Origin of the sequence: Bacillus sp. PS196, assembly GCF_037963555.1 — a bacterium.
GTDB classification, from domain to species: domain Bacteria; phylum Bacillota; class Bacilli; order Bacillales; family Bacillaceae; genus Bacillus; species Bacillus subtilis.
In genome coordinates this window covers 1333289-1351232 of the sequence record NZ_CP150159.1, presented here as the reverse complement: position 1 = coordinate 1351232, position 17944 = coordinate 1333289, and the positions used below count along the sequence as shown (strand labels likewise).

The window sequence follows — 17944 nt, the reverse complement described above, 5'->3', positions numbered from 1 at the left end:
TTCACCCTTTCTTATGCAGTTTAATGCGCGGGTCTAAGAGACCGTAGGCCAAATCGACCAAAAACAGCATGATAATCAGAATGACGCTGTAAAAAACGGTCGTTCCCATAATCACGGGATAGTCCCGCTGATTAATGCTTTCAACAAAATATTTTCCCATTCCCGGAATGGCAAAGATTTTTTCAATGACAAAGCTTCCTGTTAAGATGCTGGCGACGAGTGTGCCCAGGACGGTAATGACGGGCATGAGTGCATTTCTGAGTGCGTGTTTTACGATAATTTTGAATGGAGAAAGCCCTTTTGCTTTTGCTGTGCGGATATAATCCTGTGTCAGAACTTCGACCATGCTCGACCGTGTCAGCCTGGCAATGATCGCCATTGGCCCTACAGCAAGCGCTGCGGTCGGAAGCACCATATGAATCGGGCTCGTCCATGTCGCAGCAGGAAATAGTTTGAGATTGACAGCAAATTGCTGAATGAGCAATGTTGCCAGAATAAAATTCGGGATGGAGATGCCAAGTACTGCAAGACTCATCGCGGCGTAGTCCAAAAAGCCATTGCGGCGGAGTGCAGCAATTACGCCCAGCACCAGCCCAGAAATCACAGCAATGACAATCGCTGTCATCCCAAGCTCAAAGGAAACGGGAAATCCGCGTTCCAGCATATCATTTACACTGTCCGACGGTTTTTTAATTGAAGGTCCGAAATCGAATGTAATGATGGATTTTAAGTAGAAAATGTATTGGAAAATGAGAGGATCGTCTAAGTGATAGTAGGCTTCGAGATTTTTTTGAACGGCTTCATTTGTGCCTCTCTCCTCGTTAAAAGGAGATCCGGGAATGACCTTCATGAGAACAAAAGTCAGGGTGGTAATCACCAAAATCGTAGCTGCCATTGCCCAAAAACGCTTTATCATGTATCGCGCCAAAGCCTAAAACACCCCTTTAGCAGAATGATGTCCGCATCGCAAGCTCAGTCATGACAAGCATCGCCTGATAGGCTTCAAGCATGTCCTTCGCCTGAAATTGAACGGTTGTAGTTCCCGTCTTGATTTCCGTTCCCGGCATCAGATTCGCCCATTCTGCTTGGCCATAATTGGCGAATTCAATGCTCAGAACCGGCCTGTCAGGCGGTGTGAGCGGCTTGACTTTGTCCTTGTTTTGCAGGGCAAACGCAGTTTTTTCTGTCAACAGCCGTCCGGCTTTCGCAGGCGACAAGCACTTCACTGCGGATCTTGAAATGGTTTGTTTGACTGCGGCTGTTGTCACGTTCGGGATAAGCTCTTCCGCTTCCTTTGCCGCCCGGTCATCCCCGGCTACCATTAATACCGGGACACCATAATAACCGGCAACGTATGCATTTAATCCAAGCTCACCGACAGGCCGATCGTTTATGTAAAAATGACGGACGCCGAAAATCATGCTGTGTGACATGACACCGGGAGTCGAGGCTCTCGCATGATAACCGAGAAACAAAGCGCCTGTAAACGTATCATCCAGTCCCTCCACCATTGAAAATGGTTTGACGTCACCAGAAATCAAGTCTGCTTCAGGGTGAAGCTTTTCAACCATCAGATTATTCATCTTCGAATGACTGTCATTGACCAGCACCTCGGTACACCCGCTGTTAAACGCTTCAGCAATACAGTAGTTTGCTTCTTCAGTCATGATAAGCCGTCCGCGTTCATAATTCCGCTTGCCGGAATCCACAAAGGTATCGTCCGGAAGACCCGAAATACCTTCCATATCTACTGACATGTACAATTTCATAACGCTCCTCCTTTTTTACTAAATTATGAATATTCTAACAGATTATATTAAAAAAAGAGGAAAAATGCAATATAACTGGGAAAAATCTCAATCATTCAGTGATAAAAAAAGAATCCTCTTTCAAGGATTCATGTCTGTTTACCAACCTGTTCTGTAAGCAGTTCATATTTTTTCAGGGTTCTTTCAAACACCTCATCAAAAACGTCCGGCACAGAGGCGCGTATCACCTCAGCTCCCTCTCCCGTTATTCCGCCTTTGGTTGCGACACGTTCCAGCGTCTCCTCGAAAGACATATTTTTTTCGATCAGCACCTTGCCAGTTCCGTATAGCGAATGAATCAGAAAATCAAAGGCTTCTTCTTTGGACAGGCTGCTGTTTCTGACGGCAGACAGTGCCAGCTCTTCAAAGATTGCAGCTATGAACCCCGGTGCCGAGCTCGTTAAATTGCTGGCCGCATCTAAATTCGATTCTTTGATTTCTCGTACACGGCTGAAAACCGATAACAATTCATTCAGACGTTCTTTTTTCTCTGCAGCCAGTGCTTCACTGTGAACGACAAGTGAGATGCCAGCTTCTGCTTCGGACGTAATGGCAGGAATAACACGTGAGATACCGGCTTCTGTTTCTGCCTCCAAAAGACGCAGCGGCACACCGGCAGCTATGGATACGATGTGAGTATTTCTGTTCACATACGGGTGCAGACGGCGCATTGTTTCGATGACATGGAGCGGCGGGACGCATATCAAAATCAATTGGCACGTATTTGCCCAATTCTCCAACGGATCAGCCGATACGTTTGGATAATCTGACATGAGTGCCCGCAGCCGCTCCCCCTTCGTTCTCGTCTCAATAAATAGCTCATTCTCTTTTATTTGTTCATGTTTCAACAGCTGTCTGGCAATCATATCCGCCATGCTGCCATATCCAATCAATCCAATCTGTTCCATCGACTCAGTCCTTTCATATACAATATGAAGTGTACCGTTTTCCGCACTTTTTCACAATTTCCCATAATCTTTTCATTTTTATCCCACAGTTTTTGTTTATGATAAACTCAAGTCATAAACCTATCAATATAAATAGACATGTGAAAATAGAGAAACGGAGTGAACATGATGGATAACTATCGTGATGAAAACAGAACGAAAGGTAATGAGAATGAGGTCTTTTTAACGAAAGAGAACGATCAGAGCGCCTCCTACTCGGCCCGCAATGTCATTCATGATCAGGAGAAGAAAAAACGAGGATTCGGATGGTTCAGACCGTTGCTTGGCGGAGTGATCGGCGGCAGTCTTGCCCTTGGCATTTACACGTTTACACCGCTTGGCGACCATGATTCTCAGGACACTGCAAAACAATCATCCAGCCAGCAGCAAACGCAATCTGTTACAGCAACAAGCACCTCCTCTGAATCTAAAAAAAGCTCATCAAGCTCAAGCAGCTCATCTGCATTCAAGAGCGAGGACTCTTCTAAAATCTCAGATATGGTAGAAGACCTTTCACCAGCGATTGTCGGTATTACAAATCTTCAGGCACAATCAAACAGCTCTTTGTTCGGCTCTAGTTCTTCTGATTCCAGTAAAGATACAGAAAGCGGTTCAGGGTCAGGTGTCATTTTCAAAAAAGAGAATGGCAAGGCTTATATCATTACAAATAACCACGTCGTAGAAGGGGCATCATCACTGAAGGTATCTTTATATGATGGCACTGAGGTTACTGCAAAGCTGGTAGGCAGTGACTCGTTAACTGATTTAGCCGTCCTCCAAATCAGTGATGACCACGTCACAAAAGTGGCAAACTTCGGTGATTCATCTGATCTCAGAACAGGCGAGACCGTTATTGCGATTGGGGATCCGCTTGGAAAAGATCTGTCCCGCACAGTAACACAAGGAATTGTAAGCGGCGTGGACAGAACGGTTTCAATGTCTACATCAGCCGGCGAAACGAGCATTAACGTCATTCAGACAGACGCAGCAATTAATCCAGGTAACAGCGGCGGTCCTTTGTTAAATACAGACGGCAAAATCGTCGGCATTAACAGTATGAAAATCAGTGAGGATGATGTTGAGGGCATCGGATTTGCCATTCCAAGCAATGACGTAAAACCGATTGCTGAAGAACTGCTCTCTAAAGGACAAATTGAACGTCCATATATCGGTGTCAGCATGCTTGATCTGGAACAAGTGCCGCAAAATTACCAAGAAGGCACACTCGGCCTGTTCGGCAGCCAGCTGAATAAAGGTGTTTACATCCGTGAGGTCGCTTCAGGCTCTCCTGCTGAAAAGGCCGGATTAAAAGCGGAGGATATTATCATCGGCCTAAAAGGTAAAGAAATTGATACAGGCAGTGAATTGCGCAATATCTTATATAAAGACGCAAAGATCGGTGATACCGTTGAAGTGAAAATTCTCCGAAACGGCAAAGAAATGACGAAAAAAATTAAACTTGATCAAAAAGAAGAGAAAACTTCGTAAAACATAATGCCTCAGGCCGCAAAAGCGGTCTGAGGCTTTTTATTAGATAAAAGACCTAATTGTTCTATGAAACTTTCTGACGAGATATCCGTATATCATACAGATTGACATCATTCACATCAGATGCTAGAAACATCGTTTGCTAGGAGGCATGAACATGAAAACCGTGGGACTGAGTATGATCTGCGCAGGATTGGCTTTTCTTTTACTGAGCTTTCTTCTCTCTGAATCGACGTTGACGTGGGGAATTGTATTGGGTACCAGTATTCTATTAAACATAACTGGTACGGCTCTAATCATGCGTTTCTTAAAAGCCCCCCAATATAACAGCTGACATGCAGCAAAGCCGATGACGAAATCTTTAAGTTTTGCTGTTTTTATTTCGGCATGACTGAACCGCAGTACAAGCTCACAATCTCTTCTTTACCCAATTTCCATATATCTATCAGCATCTTTTGCTTTAGATCGGGCTCAGAGCATAAAAACCCCCTGTCCATTACGGACAGGGGGTTTGAGGTTATGACATATGCTGGTCTCTATAGAGTCTTTTATTTTCAATTCCATACGATTTTTGGACGATGTAAAGCGGCCTGTCTTTGGCTTCATCGTAGATTCTGCCGATATATTCGCCGATCACGCCCAAAATCAGAAGGACAATGCCGCTGAACAGGAGCTGGATCACAATAAGTGATGACCAGCCGGTAATCGTGCTGTCTGTGAATAGCTTCAGATACAGCACGATAAACATATACAGAAATCCAGCACCTGACATTAAAATCCCCGCATAGCTTGCCAGCTTCAGCGGTTTATGTGAAAATGTCGTGATGCCGTCCATTGACAGCTTCAGCATTTTCTTGAGCGGGTACTTTGTTTCTCCGGCAAGCCTTTCATCACGTACATACTCGACCGCTGTCTGTTTAAAGCCCACCCAGCTGACTAGCCCTCTGACAAATGGATTTTTTTCTTTTAATCTCTTCATTTCATCACAGACTTTTCTGTCCATGAGACGAAAATCCCCCGTATCAATCGGGATATCAATATCTGTCATACCGCTGAGAAGCCGGTAAAACATAGCCGCGGTTTGTTTTTTGAAAAAGGTTTCCCCTTTTCGTTTAGTCCGCACGGCGTACACGACCTCATAGCCTTCCTTCCACTTTTCAATCATATCTAAAATCAGTTCAGGAGGGTCCTGCAAATCGGCGTCAATGACGACGATTGCATTCCCCTGTGCATAATCCATACCCGCCGTAATGGCGATCTGGTGTCCAAAATTCCTTGAAAAATCAATAATTTTCACTCTCGGATCGATCAGGCTGTGCTCTCTTAAAATCTCAATACTGCGGTCTTTGCTGCCATCGTTGACAAAAAGCAGCTCGTAGTTTTCCTTCGTTTGATCCATGACCTCTTTTAAGCGCTGATAGGTTTCATGAATGACAAGCTCTTCATTATACACAGGTACAACAATTGAATATTGAATATGTCTGCTCATGTTTTTGCCTCCTATTCATCAGCATGTAGTTCGTATAATGTTGCTGACTGATTCATTCCGCCAGGTCCGCCCATTTTGACGTTTTCACCTGAAGCCTTGCTGCTTGATGTATCAGCCGAATCAGTATTTTCTGTTTTTTGATCAGAACTTGATTGCCATTTTTCTGATGCTACTTCTTTTCCATTTTTCTCAACCCATTCAACAATGTCATTGTTTCCGCCTCTTCCCATTCCAGAAGCCAAGAAGTATTTCACTTTTCCTTCTTTTACAAGTTTTTTGAATTGAGTCAGTGTGATCGCCGGGTCAGAACCGCTGTATCCGCCAATAGCCATGACAGCTTTTTTCGTTTTAATGATATATGGTGCCGCTGTGTTCGAATCGGTTGTGGCAAATAGGTATTCAGCTCCGGAGTTATTCTCCTCTAGATATTTGATCAGTTTTTCATTTACAGTCGCATCAGACATTCCCATGCCTTTTCCGCCCATTGATGCGAGCTGAGGGCCTGTTTCAGGCAGTGAGCTGTTGCCTCCGTACAGAAGTGGCGTACTTGCCCAATAAACTGGCATCACCAGCAATGCGAGGAGAGCTGCAAGTGAAACATAATAACTGAACGGTTTTTGGCGCTGTTTAAACAGCAGCAAAGCAATCGCTGACAACGCGCCGATAATACCTACACCGATGCTCCAGCCTGCACCGATTTGATCGTTGTAGTTTCTGAGAATAAACAATTCAAATCCAGTTGTCGCAATAATTGCTCCCGGCAAAAGCCATGCTTTCCAGCCTGTCTGATTGCGATACAGATGAACAAGGGCAACCCATCCCGCACCGACAAGAGCCGCAATCGGCGGTGCCAGCATGATGAGATAATAATGATGGAAAAATTCTGCGACACTGAAGAATCCGGCAATCGGTACAAGCCACGCAACCCAGAACACCGTTTCCTTCTGCTCTACAGATAATCTTCTTCTTTCTCTCGCGCCTGCGATCAGTAAGCCAGCGATTCCAAATATCGCAAATGGCAGAAGCCAGCTGATTTGATCAGATAACTCTGTTTGGAAAAGCCGCAGTGGACCAGGTGTTCCCGTTCCAAACATCCCTGAACCTGATTGCATTTTAGAACCGGTTCCTGTACCGCCTTTCCCTCCGTCTCCGCCAGGTCCGCCTTGGCCGCCATCTCCGCCGCTTGGAGGGCCTCCTTGACCGCCGCTTGGCATTTGGCCATTGGATGGAGGCGCCGCCATATTGCCATTTGAAGCTTTGTCATCATTTGATGAGCTGCTGCTTGATGACTGATTAGGCGGTGCTTGAGTGTTATCAGAAGAAGACATTTCTTTTGAAGCGTCTTTGTTTGGCACACCCTGGCCGCCGCCTGAATTTTGGCCTGTCAGCCGCTGAATCCCGTTATATCCGAAAGCCAATTCCAAAACAGAGTTGGTTTGGCTGCTTCCAATATAAGGCCGCTTGCTTGCAGGGATATTGTCAACAATGAGCGGCCACGATAACGAAACGGCTGCTAATACGGCTAACGCACTTACCAATGAAACGATTTTTTTCTTGATTGTGGCGTTTGCCGCAATCAGATAGAACAATAAGAAAGCCGGTAAAATCATGTAAGCCTGCAGCATTTTTGTATTAAAACCTACTCCAACAACGAAAAATGCTGCTAACAGCCAGATCAGCTTTCCTTTTCTGATCGCTTTAAAGAGAAGCCATGTAGCAAGCAATAAGAAAAATACCAGTAATGCATCAACATTGTTTGTACGTGCTACAGCTACAGCAATCGGTGTACATGCCATGATGAAAGAGGCAATTCTTGCTGCTGTCTTACCGAATGTCGGTTTTATTAACAGATACATTAAAAGGACAGAACCTACACCAGCAAGTGCCTGAGGCAGGATGACGCTCCAGCCGTGCATACCGAATATAAGTGCGCTGATGGTTTGTATCTGGAACGTAATGGGCGGTTTATCAACCGTTATAAACCCCGCCGCGTCGAATGAGGCATAGAAAAAATTATGAAAGCTTTGCATCATACTTGTGACTGCAGCGGTGTAATAAGGATTCACCGTATCATCATTCCAGATGTTATAGATATTTAAGAATGCAGATGCGAGCAAAATGAGGAGGAGGACGATATCCAGCTCGCGTTTTTTCTTTTCCACTTATTTTTCACTCCTTTTTGTCTAACTTTGAAATAGTGTAACAAGCAAATATGAATAAACTATTAATAAACAAAGACAATATTTTTGCCGAGGCCATTCCATACCAATCACCCATATTTGCAAAGGGTTTTAAGCCATTTCTCCCAATCAGCATCTGATATTTCCTCCCTAATAAGGCATGCTGTTTAGGTCAAAATTAATTATGGTAATAAAAAAAGCCCTCCGGCGGCGCCGGAAGGCAAAAGAATCACAATTTATTGGATCGGTTTCAATTTTGCTTCAATTTCTGCTCTTCGATGCTCTAGATATGGCGGAAGAGCAATCGTTTGGCCAAGCTCATCAAGATTTTCATCTACCATAAAGCCCGGTCCGTCTGTTGATAACTCGAACAAAATGCCGTTCGGTTCTCTGAAATACAGCGCCTTGAAATAGTAGCGCTCAACTATGCCTGAATTGCTAAAGCCTTCGCGGCTGATGATCCGGTGCCACCCGGCAAGTTCTTCTTCATCTCTTACCCGAAATGCGACGTGGTGAACACTCCCTTTGCCTTGACGCTCTCGCGGAAGATCGTTTCTTTCTATTAAATGGATTTCCGTTGCAGCACCGCCTTCTCCTGATTCCAGAATAACGGCGGTTCCTTGCCCTTCGACTGGTTCACGGCTGATTTCTGTAAATCCAAGAATATTCGTCAATACGTGTAAAGTTGGTTCAGCATATGGCACAGTCAGTTCAACCGGCCCTAACCCGCGAAACGAAAATTCTTCCGGAATGCCGCTCTGTTTAACAGGCAGGCCATATCCTTTTCCTTCCTCATCAGCAGTCAGCACAAGTCGCTGCCCCTCATGATCTTGAAATGCCAATATGTCACGTCCGGCTCTTTTGGAGATGCCGCTGTGCGTTACTTGCTGCTCTTCAAAACGTTCTTTCCAGTAATGCAGGGCTTCTGTGCCTGGAACGCGCAATCCAATAGAAGAAATACTGTTTGTTCCCGCATGAAACGGTGCAATGCGGGGAATCTCGAAAAACGTCAGCTCAGTTCCCGGGTTTGCCACTTCATCTCCGTAGAACAGATGGTACATTGTCGGTTCATCCTGATTGACGGATTTTTTGACGAGCTTTAATCCTAATACTTTCTTATAGAAATCCAAGTTTTTTTGTGCGTCGGCCGTTAATGCCGATACGTGGTGAATGCCGTTAACTTTCATATGCTGTCCCTCCGGGTTATTTTATCTCGATTTCGAGATATCATATCATAATTGTATATTTATTGTTCTAATAACAAAGTATTTTATTCGCATGAGAAAGTCAACATATCAGCTTCACCGAAGGTTCGTTCATTTTCTGAATTCTCATCTCCCCTCTGTACCGGCTAAAATCCTAATACAGAAAACACGAACTTTGTAAATAAAAATTATGAATTTTATTCGTTTATAGACCATTAAAACAGGTATTTCTACAGTTTTATCTGCTGTACACAAAGCAAATTTCGAAAATCAGAAAATTTATTTTATTTCACTTTTCTAAAATAGGGTTTACAATATGAAAAAATAGATTCTTCAACATGAAGCTTCAACATCATAGGAGGTTAAGGACATGCATACTGAAGACAACGGTTTGAAAAAAGAGATAGGCCTCTTGTTTGCCCTTACTCTTGTCATCGGAACCATTATCGGTTCTGGTGTTTTTATGAAGCCCGGCGCTGTGCTTGCTTATTCAGGTGATTCAAAAATGGCGCTTTTCGCCTGGCTGTTAGGCGGTATTTTAACACTGGCGGGCGGTTTGACAATCGCGGAAATCGGAACGCAGATTCCAAAAACCGGCGGGCTTTATACGTACCTTGAAGAAGTGTACGGCGAGTTTTGGGGATTTTTGTGCGGCTGGGTGCAGATTATCATTTACGGCCCGGCGATTATTGGCGCGCTGGGTTTATATTTTGGATCTTTAATGGCGAATCTTTTCGGCTGGGGATCTGGACTATCAAAAGTCATTGGAATTATAGCAGTTCTCTTTTTATGCGTCATTAATATTATCGGTACAAAATACGGCGGTTTTGTCCAAACGCTGACAACGATCGGAAAACTGATTCCGATTGCCTGCATCATCGTCTTTGGCCTTTGGAAAGGCGATCAGCACATCTTCACAGCAGTAAACGAAAGCATTTCTGATATGAACTTCGGGGCGGCTATTTTAGCTACGTTGTTTGCTTATGACGGATGGATTCTCCTTGCCGCTCTCGGCGGAGAAATGAAAAATCCCGAAAAGCTGCTGCCACGCGCTATGACGGGCGGATTATTAATTGTAACGGCGATCTATATTTTCATTAATTTTGCATTGCTTCACATCCTGTCAGCGAACGAAATTGTCACGCTTGGTGAAAATGCGACAAGCACCGTTGCAACCATGCTGTTCGGTTCAATTGGCGGAAAGCTGATCAGTGTAGGGATTATCGTCAGCATCTTTGGGTGCTTAAATGGAAAGGTGCTTTCTTTCCCGCGTGTTTCATTTGCAATGGCGGAACGCAAACAGCTTCCATTTGCTGAAAAACTGTCACATGTACACCCGTCGTTCCGCACACCATGGATTGCGATTTCTTTTCAAATTGCTTTGGCTTTGATTATGATGCTGATCAGCAACCCTGATAAGCTCTCAGAAATCTCCATTTTCATGATCTACATTTTTTATGTGATGGCCTTTTTTGCAGTGTTTATTCTCCGCAAGCGAGCAAAGGGAAAAAAGCGCGCCTACAGTGTTCCGCTTTATCCATTTATGCCAATTCTGGCAATCGCGGGCTCCTTCTTTGTGTTAGGCAGCACACTCATTACAGATACAATGAGCTGCGGATTATCCATCCTCATCGGCCTTGCCGGACTGCCTGTTTATTACGGGATGAAAAAACGAAAAGCAAGCTGATAAAACGGTTCCCTTGTTTAGGGAACCGTTTTTTGGTGAAACAGAAGATAAAAGTTGACAGGAAAAACACAACTTTTGATATACTTTTTACGTTAAGCAGAAAGTTTTTGCAAACTTGGGTCGTTTTTTTAAAGCGAAGTAGGTCAAAATAAGGAGACACGATTTATCAAAAAAGTCAAGATACGTTTTTTTCGACTTTACCTGTTTTTTTTCGACAAAAGGCTATATAATAATTTGATGTGTGCATTGTTCATTCAAACTATGGAGGGTTTTTAATGATAAGAAGAAAAAAAGATAAGTTCTCACTCCTTTTAACAGAAATTGCAAAGAACATAGACGAAACTGCAGAATATTTTGTGAATTTTAAGGTCACTAACCAAACGACTCTTAAAGAATTTGCAGATACGTTAAAGGAATATGAAACAAAAGGTGACAATCATGTTCATGTCATGATTAAAGAGCTTAACAAAGCGTTCATCACTCCTATTGAGCGCGAAGATATCCTTCAGCTGACAAACAGCTTGGATGATGTGCTTGACGGAATCGAACATTTCTCTGCCATGATGGAGATTTTCTCAATTACTTCATCAGACGAGCATATTGATAAATTCAGCGGATATATCAGAGAATGTGCGAAAGAGATTTTGATTACGATCGAGCTGCTGGCAGAAAATCGCTTAAAGGATATTCAGCCTCACGCAATCAAAATTAAAGAGTATGAGCACAGTTGTGACAACTTGCACAGAAAATCATTAAAGAATCTTTTCGGAAATGAAACAGATCCAATCAAAGTCATTCAATATCGTGAAATATACGAAACGCTTGAAGAAATCGCCGACTCTTGTCAAAGTGTTGCCAATAATCTTGAAACCATCATTATGAAAAACGCGTAACGAGGGGTAAAAATGGATATTCTATTAATATTAACGATACTAATAGTCATTTGTGCTCTGGCGTTTGATTTCATCAACGGGTTTCATGATACGGCAAACGCAATTGCGACTTCGGTATCAACAAAAGCGTTAAAACCACGCCATGCCATTATATTGGCTGCTGTGATGAACTTTGTCGGAGCAATGACGTTTACAGGTGTTGCCAAAACCATTACGAAAGACATCGTAGATCCTTATACGCTGGAAAATGGCTCTGTTGTCATTTTGGCTGCGCTACTCGCTGCAATTGCCTGGAACCTTATCACATGGTACTACGGTATCCCAAGCAGCTCATCCCATGCCATCATCGGCGCTATTGCCGGTGCAGCCATTGCGGCAGCCGGATTTGCAGCGTTAAACTATAAGGGCTTCATTAAAATCATTGAAGCACTGATTCTATCACCAATTATTGCCTTTGTCCTTGGTTTTATTCTTTATAGCATCGTTAAGCTGATTTTCAAAGACAGCAACTTGGCGAAAACGAATAAGCAATTCCGCAGAGTGCAGATTGTAACAGCTGCCCTGCAATCGTATACACACGGAACAAACGATGCGCAAAAAGCAATGGGAATTATCACAATGGCTCTCATCACAGCGAATTTACATACTTCTGCTAATGATATTCCTACCTGGGTGCAATTCGCCTGCGCGACAGCCATGGGTCTCGGAACATCAATCGGCGGCTGGAAAATCATCAAAACCGTTGGCGGAAAGATCATGAAAATCCGTCCGGTAAACGGTGTTTCCGCTGACTTAACCGGAGCAGCCATTATTTTCGGCGCCACGTTTATTCATTTGCCGGTCAGTACAACCCACGTCATTTCTTCATCAATTCTTGGCGTCGGTGCGTCACACCGGGTAAAAGGCGTAAACTGGGGTACGGCCAAGCGAATGCTCATTACATGGGTCATCACGCTTCCGATTTCAGCGACACTTGGTGCCATCGCCTACTTTATTTTAAATATGATATTTTAATGTCACACCGCTTCTGTCAAAGGAGCGGTTTTTTTGATGGAACAGGAAAACCATCCGGATCTCTCGAATACAATAAGCAGAACCTATTTCAGATGTGAGGGATTCGAATATGGTTTTATTCTTTCAGATCATGGTCTGGTGCATCGTGGCCGGACTGGGGTTATACGTGTATGCCACGTGGCGTTTCGAAGCGAAGGTCAAAGAAAAAATGTTCGCCATCCGGAAAACTTGGTATTTGCTGTTTGTTCTGGGCGCTATGGTATACTGGACATATGAGCCCACTTCCCTATTTACCCACTGGGAACGGTATCTCATTGTCGCAGTCAGTTTTGCTTTGATTGATGCTTTTATCTTCTTAAGTGCATACGTCAAAAAACTGGCCGGCAGCGAGCTTGAAACAGACACAAGAGAAATTCTTGAAGAAAACAACGAAATGCTCCACATGTACCTCAATCGGCTGAAAACATACCAATACCTATTGAAAAACGAACCGATCCATGTTTATTATGGAAGTATAGATGCTTATGCTGAAGGTATTGATAAGCTGCTGAAAACCTATGCTGATAAAATGAACTTAACGGCTTCTCTTTGCCACTATTCGACACAGGCTGATAAAGACCGGTTAACCGAGCATATGGATGATCCGGCAGATGTACAAACACGGCTCGATCGAAAGGATGTTTATTACGACCAATACGGAAAAGTGGTTCTCATCCCTTTTACCATCGAGACACAGAACTATGTCATCAAGCTGACGTCTGACAGCATTGTCACGGAATTTGATTATTTGCTATTTACGTCATTAACGAGCATATATGATTTGGTGCTGCCAATTGAGGAGGAAGGTGAAGGATAATGGAACGTGCGTTTCAAAACAGATGCGAGCCCAGAGCGGCGAAGCCGTTTAAAATCCTGAAAAAACGTTCAACCACCAGTGTCGCAAGCTATCAAGTCAGTCCGCATACAGCAAGAATCTTCAAAGAAAACGAACGGCTGATTGACGAGTATAAACGAAAAAAAGCATGATCACACTAAAAGGACAAGGGAAAACAGCTCTTGTCCTTATTCCTTTTCTTAAAGGGTGACATATAATAAATACAAACAGAGGATAATGTCAGGTGATACAGTGAAAAAATTGGTGAGGCGTGTGAAGTTTGTTGATTACGGAAGGTTTGGGCTTTCCGGGTACTCGCTTCGGGTGAGGGAGCGCAGTGCTGGAATTATTAAAAAGTTGAAGAAGAAAAAATAAATCCCGGAGCAGCTCCGGGATTTTTATGGTCTTTGATCAGCTTAATTGCGCTGCGATCTTCGCTTTCGTCGCAGGCCCGTAGATACCGTCAGCAGTTAGACCGTTAACAGACTGAAAACGGGCAACTGCGTCAGCTGTTTTCGGTCCGTAAACGCCGTCAATTCCGTTGTTAACAGCGCCTTTATCAGGGTAAAAATACAGAGCCGCAAGTGCTCGTTGCACCTGAAAGACGTGTTCTCCTGAGGTATATGGTGTTGTCAATTGAATGATACCATCAGGGAGCGGATAGAGCTCGGGTTCTTCAGCGGACGATGGAGCACTTACAATTAATACTTGACCAACGCGAATAAGATTCGGGTCTTCGATATTGTTCCACTCTTGCAGCTGAGCAACCGTAACACCAAATGCTCTCGCTATAGATGTAAGTGTGTCGCCCTGTTTCACGACGTAAGTTTGGCTGCCGCCTCCCCCAATTCCTGCTTTGAACGAATCCCACGTATCTAACAATTTTCGCGGACATTCCTTCCCTGACCAATACTTATGAGGGACGACATTGGCGAGACTGATATTATGTTCAGCCATTAATGTTTTGATGAGCCACTGGGCATTTGCTGTTGCTTTTGCAAAATCGCCATCGGCATTTTCGCAAATTTCAATTCCAATAGAAGCCCGGTTGCCGCTGCCATTTCCGTCTCCCGCATGCCAGCCGTTTTCATTTAAAGGCAGATGCTGATAAATTTCTGTATCATCAACTGTAAAATGCCAGCTTGTCGTCGTATCAGGATTTTTCAAATAGCGGGCATGCGCTGCAGCATCTGCTCCTACTGCGGTATTCGCTGTGTTGTGCACCGTAATGTAAAGCGGCGTCATTGCGTAGCCTGGACGGTTATTTGCGCCAACCGGAATAAAGTCTTGAATAATGTTAACCATTTTCATCTCTCCTTATTTCGTCAGATTATTGTCCCTTAACAAGTCGCGCTGTTTTTTTCCTTTTTCTGTTACATAGTTGTTTTTAAACCAAGCGGCAAGTGTCGTTCCAATTGTAAATGCGATGGAACCGGCTGAATAAAGAGCGTCAGCGAGCTGATTGACCTGCTCCTCCTGAATGTCCAATGGTGATTTGCCGAGCATCAGCATGGTCTGGTTGATTAAAGCAATTAAAAGAAGCACCGTCCTGATGACCGTGCCCTTGTCAAACGTGTTCATGAAAATCCCCCTTTAATGCTGCAGCAGGCTGTACATAATGGCGATGGCTCCGCCAATGATGCCTGTAGACACTGCTGTAATGATGGCACCTGTGATGGTGCGTTTAATCCACGTGGTGTTTTCTTCAATTTTGTTTAATTTTTCGTTCAGCGTCATGATTTGCTGGTCTTGACGGTCAGACACGCGTTCTAATGCGGAAACCCTCTGCTCAAGTGCTTTGTGCTCGCCTTTTATGTCTGCTAAGTCCTGCTGAAACACATTCACATCTGCCTCTTGCTGCATTATTCACTCCTCCTTCACATGCAGATCACCTCCCTTCCGAGAGCCAAAACTGTTATGAAACAGCGGTCCCTTTTACCGAGAGAGTACCGCCGGTGATACTGACGATCTCCATGATGAGCTCCTTAAACCCTTTAATATCGAAGGCCCATGCCTCAGCTTTTCCTAATGTACTCAAAGCAGAGATGGCATCATCAGTTTTCACGCCTCTGATCGGCAGTTTCTGCCCTGACACCGATTTGCCCCAAAATTTGACTTCGCTCATTTCTGCTGTGCCGTAGACTTCAACGAGTAAATGCGCGGCACCGTCAACAGGTAAAGCAGCCCCCTCACCGGCGGACTCTGCATTTTCATGAAAGACAAAGTCAAATGTTTTGCGAGCCTCGACTTTCAGCCGTCCATCGTGTGTTTGATTCTCCGCAAAGTCAATCTGTAAAGGCGTTTTTCCATTGACACGCACATCCATCTCACCCGCACCGACTGATTGGTATAATACAAACTCAGATTGCTGAAGATTCCCGTTCACATAGCGGAAACGGTAATAGCGTTTAGAAAGATATACCCAGTCCGTCGCTGTCAGGACACCTGCTGCGACATTAACTGCTGCTGTCGTTGTCCAAACATTGTTATTGTCACTTTCTTCTATAAAGAGCGTACCTTCACGATCTGCATACGCCCAGCCCTTCACTTTCGAAATCAGAACTGCGCCAAGCCTGTCCTGCCCGAGCTGACTGTATGCCTCAGTAGCCTTTAAAGCAGCATTTGTCAAAATCTCCGCTACGCCTGACAAATTCGAAACAGGTGTCACAAAATCATTTTTTCCTCCTCGATAGGGCTTTACAGCGCCGGCTTTTCCAGCCTTATCGAGAGGAAATTCATATTGATACTTCACCATCTTCATCCTCCTTTGATCTAAAAACAGGCAAAATAAAAAAGCCTTACTACATGGCTTTACCGGTAATTTCTTTATACTGGTCAGCTGTGATCAGCTTTTTGTTCACACCCTCTGCCAGATCCTCAATTGAACAGTCTTGATATGCTAAGGCCTGCTTCACCATATCTGCTGTCGCCCACTCATAATAGAGGGCAAGCACCCAATAATTCATTCGGCAAGATCTCCTTTCAAGGAAAGTAATGATAGCTTTATATCTGACAACTCGTTACCTAATGTTTTGTTCAATTCTTCAAGCTGCTTGCGTGCCAGCTTTTCTTGTGACAATTCTTGAGCGAGAAGCTCCACCTGATCAGGCGGCTCATACGGCGGATTTTTTTGCAGCTCCTCCCACCAGGTTTCGAGTTCTTTTTGTGTTGGGATTGGAGCGCGCAGGTTCCACTCGGCTATATAAGACCCTTCCCCGTCATTTTGAACGATAAAATCTCTTGTTGGGTCTGCACTGGGGTATTTAAACATGATTGCTTCTGCGATCATCATTTTGCCTCCTATCTTATACTGTAGGATAGTTAAGTCCTCCAAGTTCTTGGATGTCTATATAGTTGTATAGCTCGTTAAAATCGGATACACCTCTTCTATCATCACCGCTATAATTGCAATAACAATAGATCTCTATATAGTCACCTTTGTTCATAGGAACGGTTACATTACCATTTAATCCAAGGTACATTTCATTTTGCTTATCAACAAAGTCCCCTCTCTTATGGTCAATTGGTTTATACAATGATCCATTGAGATAGAGTTTCAGATGAAAATTGATGTAAGCCGGTGTATTTATCATATACAGCCCAACTCCCACTAAAAACATTCCATCATTAGGAGCAACGAATCTACTATTTTTTGTATCAAATGCATTGTGACTATCTTTTCTTTTGCGGTTAAATTGAATTTTTGTGTGGGCTTTTTTATCCAAATACTGTATGCCTGTAGTTCCTATATTTGCATGAGCAAATCCAGAAATTTTATGCCAAGCTGTCCAGCCTGACCCACTCCACCAGTGCCGTATCCATGTACCAGTACTATCAATGTAACTGCCAGATTCATTTCCAGTGCCATAAAAATATTGAACAAATCTAAAATCACTGTGTTTCTCATTTTTCACGAAGCCGTAACGAAGCGGATAACCGGTATTATTTCCTTGACCAATATCTATTAAAGTTAATCCCTGAGGATACTCATCCCCTCCAGTTCTAGCATCTGTTATTGCATCAGAACCTGAAAGTTTGGTTAATTTTTGATTTGTATAATTTGTATCTACATAGGTTTTAGCATCAGCTAAAGCTTTGTCTGCTTTTGCCTGTGCTCCTTGTGAATTTTCAATCTCCATCCACGGAGTCCATTCTTCTGAATCTTGCTTTTTATTTCGGATAAATTTTCTTCTGTTGTCTGGAATAGAAGCTGTTTCTCCCGAATAAGTAGTAAATTCTTGATACGGATAGGTACCAACATTATATACAAGCAAATACCCATTTCTATTAATAGGAGCATTTAATTCAGTCGTAGAAGAATAAATATAATAAAATCCTGTTTTAATAATATTATTTAAA

20 protein-coding genes are annotated in these 17944 nt (G+C 43.6%); 7 read left to right on the top strand and 13 right to left on the bottom strand.

The window, feature by feature from the left end:
• Position 1: 1 nt before the first annotated feature.
• The 3 genes from dppB to proG all read right to left on the bottom strand — a co-directional run bounded on the left by dppB (position 2) and on the right by proG (position 2716).
• On the bottom strand, positions 2-928 hold the full coding sequence (dppB, locus tag NST79_RS07195) for a dipeptide ABC transporter permease DppB (protein WP_003245446.1): 927 nt from the start codon (positions 926-928) through the stop codon (positions 2-4).
• A gap of 16 nt (positions 929-944) precedes the next feature.
• A complete protein-coding gene (gene dppA, locus NST79_RS07190; RefSeq protein WP_029317684.1) occupies positions 945-1769 on the bottom strand; it encodes a D-aminopeptidase DppA in 825 nt (274 codons plus the stop codon).
• 128 nt (positions 1770-1897) lie between these two features.
• A complete protein-coding gene (gene proG / locus NST79_RS07185) occupies positions 1898-2716 on the bottom strand; it encodes a pyrroline-5-carboxylate reductase ProG (RefSeq protein WP_038428836.1) in 819 nt (272 codons plus the stop codon).
• Between the two features lie 168 nt (positions 2717-2884).
• On the opposite strand from proG, the gene htrA reads away from it, so the two are divergent.
• Complete coding sequence (gene htrA, locus NST79_RS07180) at positions 2885-4243, top strand: trypsin-like peptidase domain-containing protein (protein WP_212059190.1); 1359 nt, start codon at positions 2885-2887, stop codon at positions 4241-4243.
• A 517-nt stretch (positions 4244-4760) separates the two neighbouring features.
• Here htrA and NST79_RS07175 read toward each other — a convergent pair.
• The 4 genes from NST79_RS07175 to NST79_RS07160 all read right to left on the bottom strand — a co-directional run bounded on the left by NST79_RS07175 (position 4761) and on the right by NST79_RS07160 (position 9099).
• Positions 4761-5732, bottom strand: coding sequence for a glycosyltransferase family 2 protein (locus NST79_RS07175; protein ID WP_015715747.1), 972 nt, complete (start codon positions 5730-5732; stop codon positions 4761-4763).
• An 11-nt stretch (positions 5733-5743) separates the two neighbouring features.
• The gene (locus NST79_RS07170; protein WP_212059186.1) at positions 5744-7894 is read right to left on the bottom strand and encodes a glycosyltransferase family 39 protein; all 2151 of its coding nucleotides are present in this window, start codon (positions 7892-7894) and stop codon (positions 5744-5746) included.
• A gap of 7 nt (positions 7895-7901) precedes the next feature.
• On the bottom strand, positions 7902-8048 hold the full coding sequence (locus tag NST79_RS07165; RefSeq protein ID WP_003244977.1) for a hypothetical protein: 147 nt from the start codon (positions 8046-8048) through the stop codon (positions 7902-7904).
• A gap of 100 nt (positions 8049-8148) precedes the next feature.
• Entirely contained in the window at positions 8149-9099 is a 951-nt protein-coding gene (locus tag NST79_RS07160) for a ring-cleaving dioxygenase (protein WP_003245086.1), read from the bottom strand.
• A gap of 388 nt (positions 9100-9487) precedes the next feature.
• Here NST79_RS07160 and steT point away from each other — a divergent pair, with 388 nt between their 5' ends.
• The 6 genes from steT (at position 9488) to spoIISC (ending at position 13960) form a co-directional block, all read left to right on the top strand.
• Complete coding sequence (gene steT, locus NST79_RS07155) at positions 9488-10804, top strand: amino acid permease (protein ID WP_212059184.1); 1317 nt, start codon at positions 9488-9490, stop codon at positions 10802-10804.
• 275 nt (positions 10805-11079) lie between these two features.
• The gene (locus NST79_RS07150; protein WP_003218470.1) at positions 11080-11697 is read left to right on the top strand and encodes a DUF47 domain-containing protein; all 618 of its coding nucleotides are present in this window, start codon (positions 11080-11082) and stop codon (positions 11695-11697) included.
• 12 nt (positions 11698-11709) lie between these two features.
• The gene (locus NST79_RS07145) at positions 11710-12711 is read left to right on the top strand and encodes an inorganic phosphate transporter (protein WP_003232642.1); all 1002 of its coding nucleotides are present in this window, start codon (positions 11710-11712) and stop codon (positions 12709-12711) included.
• 109 nt (positions 12712-12820) lie between these two features.
• On the top strand, positions 12821-13567 hold the full coding sequence (gene spoIISA, locus NST79_RS07140; protein WP_089172519.1) for a toxin-antitoxin-antitoxin system toxin SpoIISA: 747 nt from the start codon (positions 12821-12823) through the stop codon (positions 13565-13567).
• Positions 13567-13737 carry a three component toxin-antitoxin-antitoxin system antitoxin SpoIISB gene (spoIISB, locus tag NST79_RS07135; protein WP_003232646.1) on the top strand — a complete coding sequence of 57 codons (171 nt, stop codon included), beginning with the start codon at positions 13567-13569 and terminating at the stop codon, positions 13735-13737. The genes spoIISA and spoIISB overlap by 1 nt, the downstream gene beginning before the upstream one ends.
• A gap of 85 nt (positions 13738-13822) precedes the next feature.
• Positions 13823-13960, top strand: a complete 138-nt coding sequence (gene spoIISC, locus NST79_RS07130; RefSeq protein WP_003232648.1) for a three component toxin-antitoxin-antitoxin system antitoxin SpoIISC — start codon at positions 13823-13825, stop codon at positions 13958-13960.
• Positions 13961-13996: 36 nt separating this feature from the next.
• Here spoIISC and NST79_RS07125 read toward each other — a convergent pair whose 3' ends face one another.
• The 6 genes from NST79_RS07125 to NST79_RS07100 are packed head-to-tail and all read right to left on the bottom strand — an operon-like array spanning position 13997 to position 16877.
• On the bottom strand, positions 13997-14890 hold the full coding sequence (locus tag NST79_RS07125) for an N-acetylmuramoyl-L-alanine amidase (protein WP_014479567.1): 894 nt from the start codon (positions 14888-14890) through the stop codon (positions 13997-13999).
• A 12-nt stretch (positions 14891-14902) separates the two neighbouring features.
• Positions 14903-15166 (bottom strand): phage holin, encoded by a 264-nt coding sequence (locus NST79_RS07120; protein ID WP_003232653.1) that lies wholly within the window; start codon positions 15164-15166, stop codon positions 14903-14905.
• Positions 15167-15178: 12 nt separating this feature from the next.
• Entirely contained in the window at positions 15179-15448 is a 270-nt protein-coding gene (locus NST79_RS07115; RefSeq protein ID WP_015252265.1) for a hemolysin XhlA family protein, read from the bottom strand.
• A gap of 52 nt (positions 15449-15500) precedes the next feature.
• On the bottom strand, positions 15501-16340 hold the full coding sequence (gene xepA, locus NST79_RS07110) for a phage-like element PBSX protein XepA (protein WP_212059181.1): 840 nt from the start codon (positions 16338-16340) through the stop codon (positions 15501-15503).
• Positions 16341-16386: 46 nt separating this feature from the next.
• Positions 16387-16551 carry an XkdX family protein gene (locus NST79_RS07105; protein ID WP_015252267.1) on the bottom strand — a complete coding sequence of 55 codons (165 nt, stop codon included), beginning with the start codon at positions 16549-16551 and terminating at the stop codon, positions 16387-16389.
• The gene (locus NST79_RS07100) at positions 16548-16877 is read right to left on the bottom strand and encodes an XkdW family protein (RefSeq protein WP_015252268.1); all 330 of its coding nucleotides are present in this window, start codon (positions 16875-16877) and stop codon (positions 16548-16550) included. Before NST79_RS07100 ends, NST79_RS07105 begins: the two co-directional genes overlap by 4 nt.
• Between the last annotated feature and the right edge of the window lie 1067 nt (positions 16878-17944).

Coding starts and splice junctions, on each gene's coding strand:
- dppA (WP_029317684.1), bottom strand. CDS start 1,769: ATGAAATTGTACATGTCAGTAGATATGGAAGGTATTTCGGGTCTTCCG.
- proG (WP_038428836.1), bottom strand. CDS start 2,716: ATGGAACAGATTGGATTGATTGGATATGGCAGCATGGCGGATATGATT.
- htrA (WP_212059190.1), top strand. CDS start 2,885: ATGGATAACTATCGTGATGAAAACAGAACGAAAGGTAATGAGAATGAG.
- NST79_RS07175 (WP_015715747.1), bottom strand. CDS start 5,732: ATGAGCAGACATATTCAATATTCAATTGTTGTACCTGTGTATAATGAA.
- NST79_RS07165 (WP_003244977.1), bottom strand. CDS start 8,048: ATGCTGATTGGGAGAAATGGCTTAAAACCCTTTGCAAATATGGGTGAT.
- NST79_RS07160 (WP_003245086.1), bottom strand. CDS start 9,099: ATGAAAGTTAACGGCATTCACCACGTATCGGCATTAACGGCCGACGCA.
- steT (WP_212059184.1), top strand. CDS start 9,488: ATGCATACTGAAGACAACGGTTTGAAAAAAGAGATAGGCCTCTTGTTT.
- NST79_RS07150 (WP_003218470.1), top strand. CDS start 11,080: ATGATAAGAAGAAAAAAAGATAAGTTCTCACTCCTTTTAACAGAAATT.
- NST79_RS07145 (WP_003232642.1), top strand. CDS start 11,710: ATGGATATTCTATTAATATTAACGATACTAATAGTCATTTGTGCTCTG.
- spoIISA (WP_089172519.1), top strand. CDS start 12,821: ATGGTTTTATTCTTTCAGATCATGGTCTGGTGCATCGTGGCCGGACTG.
- spoIISB (WP_003232646.1), top strand. CDS start 13,567: ATGGAACGTGCGTTTCAAAACAGATGCGAGCCCAGAGCGGCGAAGCCG.
- spoIISC (WP_003232648.1), top strand. CDS start 13,823: ATGTCAGGTGATACAGTGAAAAAATTGGTGAGGCGTGTGAAGTTTGTT.
- NST79_RS07125 (WP_014479567.1), bottom strand. CDS start 14,890: ATGGTTAACATTATTCAAGACTTTATTCCGGTTGGCGCAAATAACCGT.
- NST79_RS07120 (WP_003232653.1), bottom strand. CDS start 15,166: ATGAACACGTTTGACAAGGGCACGGTCATCAGGACGGTGCTTCTTTTA.
- NST79_RS07115 (WP_015252265.1), bottom strand. CDS start 15,448: ATGCAGCAAGAGGCAGATGTGAATGTGTTTCAGCAGGACTTAGCAGAC.
- xepA (WP_212059181.1), bottom strand. CDS start 16,340: ATGGTGAAGTATCAATATGAATTTCCTCTCGATAAGGCTGGAAAAGCC.
- NST79_RS07105 (WP_015252267.1), bottom strand. CDS start 16,551: ATGAATTATTGGGTGCTTGCCCTCTATTATGAGTGGGCGACAGCAGAT.
- NST79_RS07100 (WP_015252268.1), bottom strand. CDS start 16,877: ATGATGATCGCAGAAGCAATCATGTTTAAATACCCCAGTGCAGACCCA.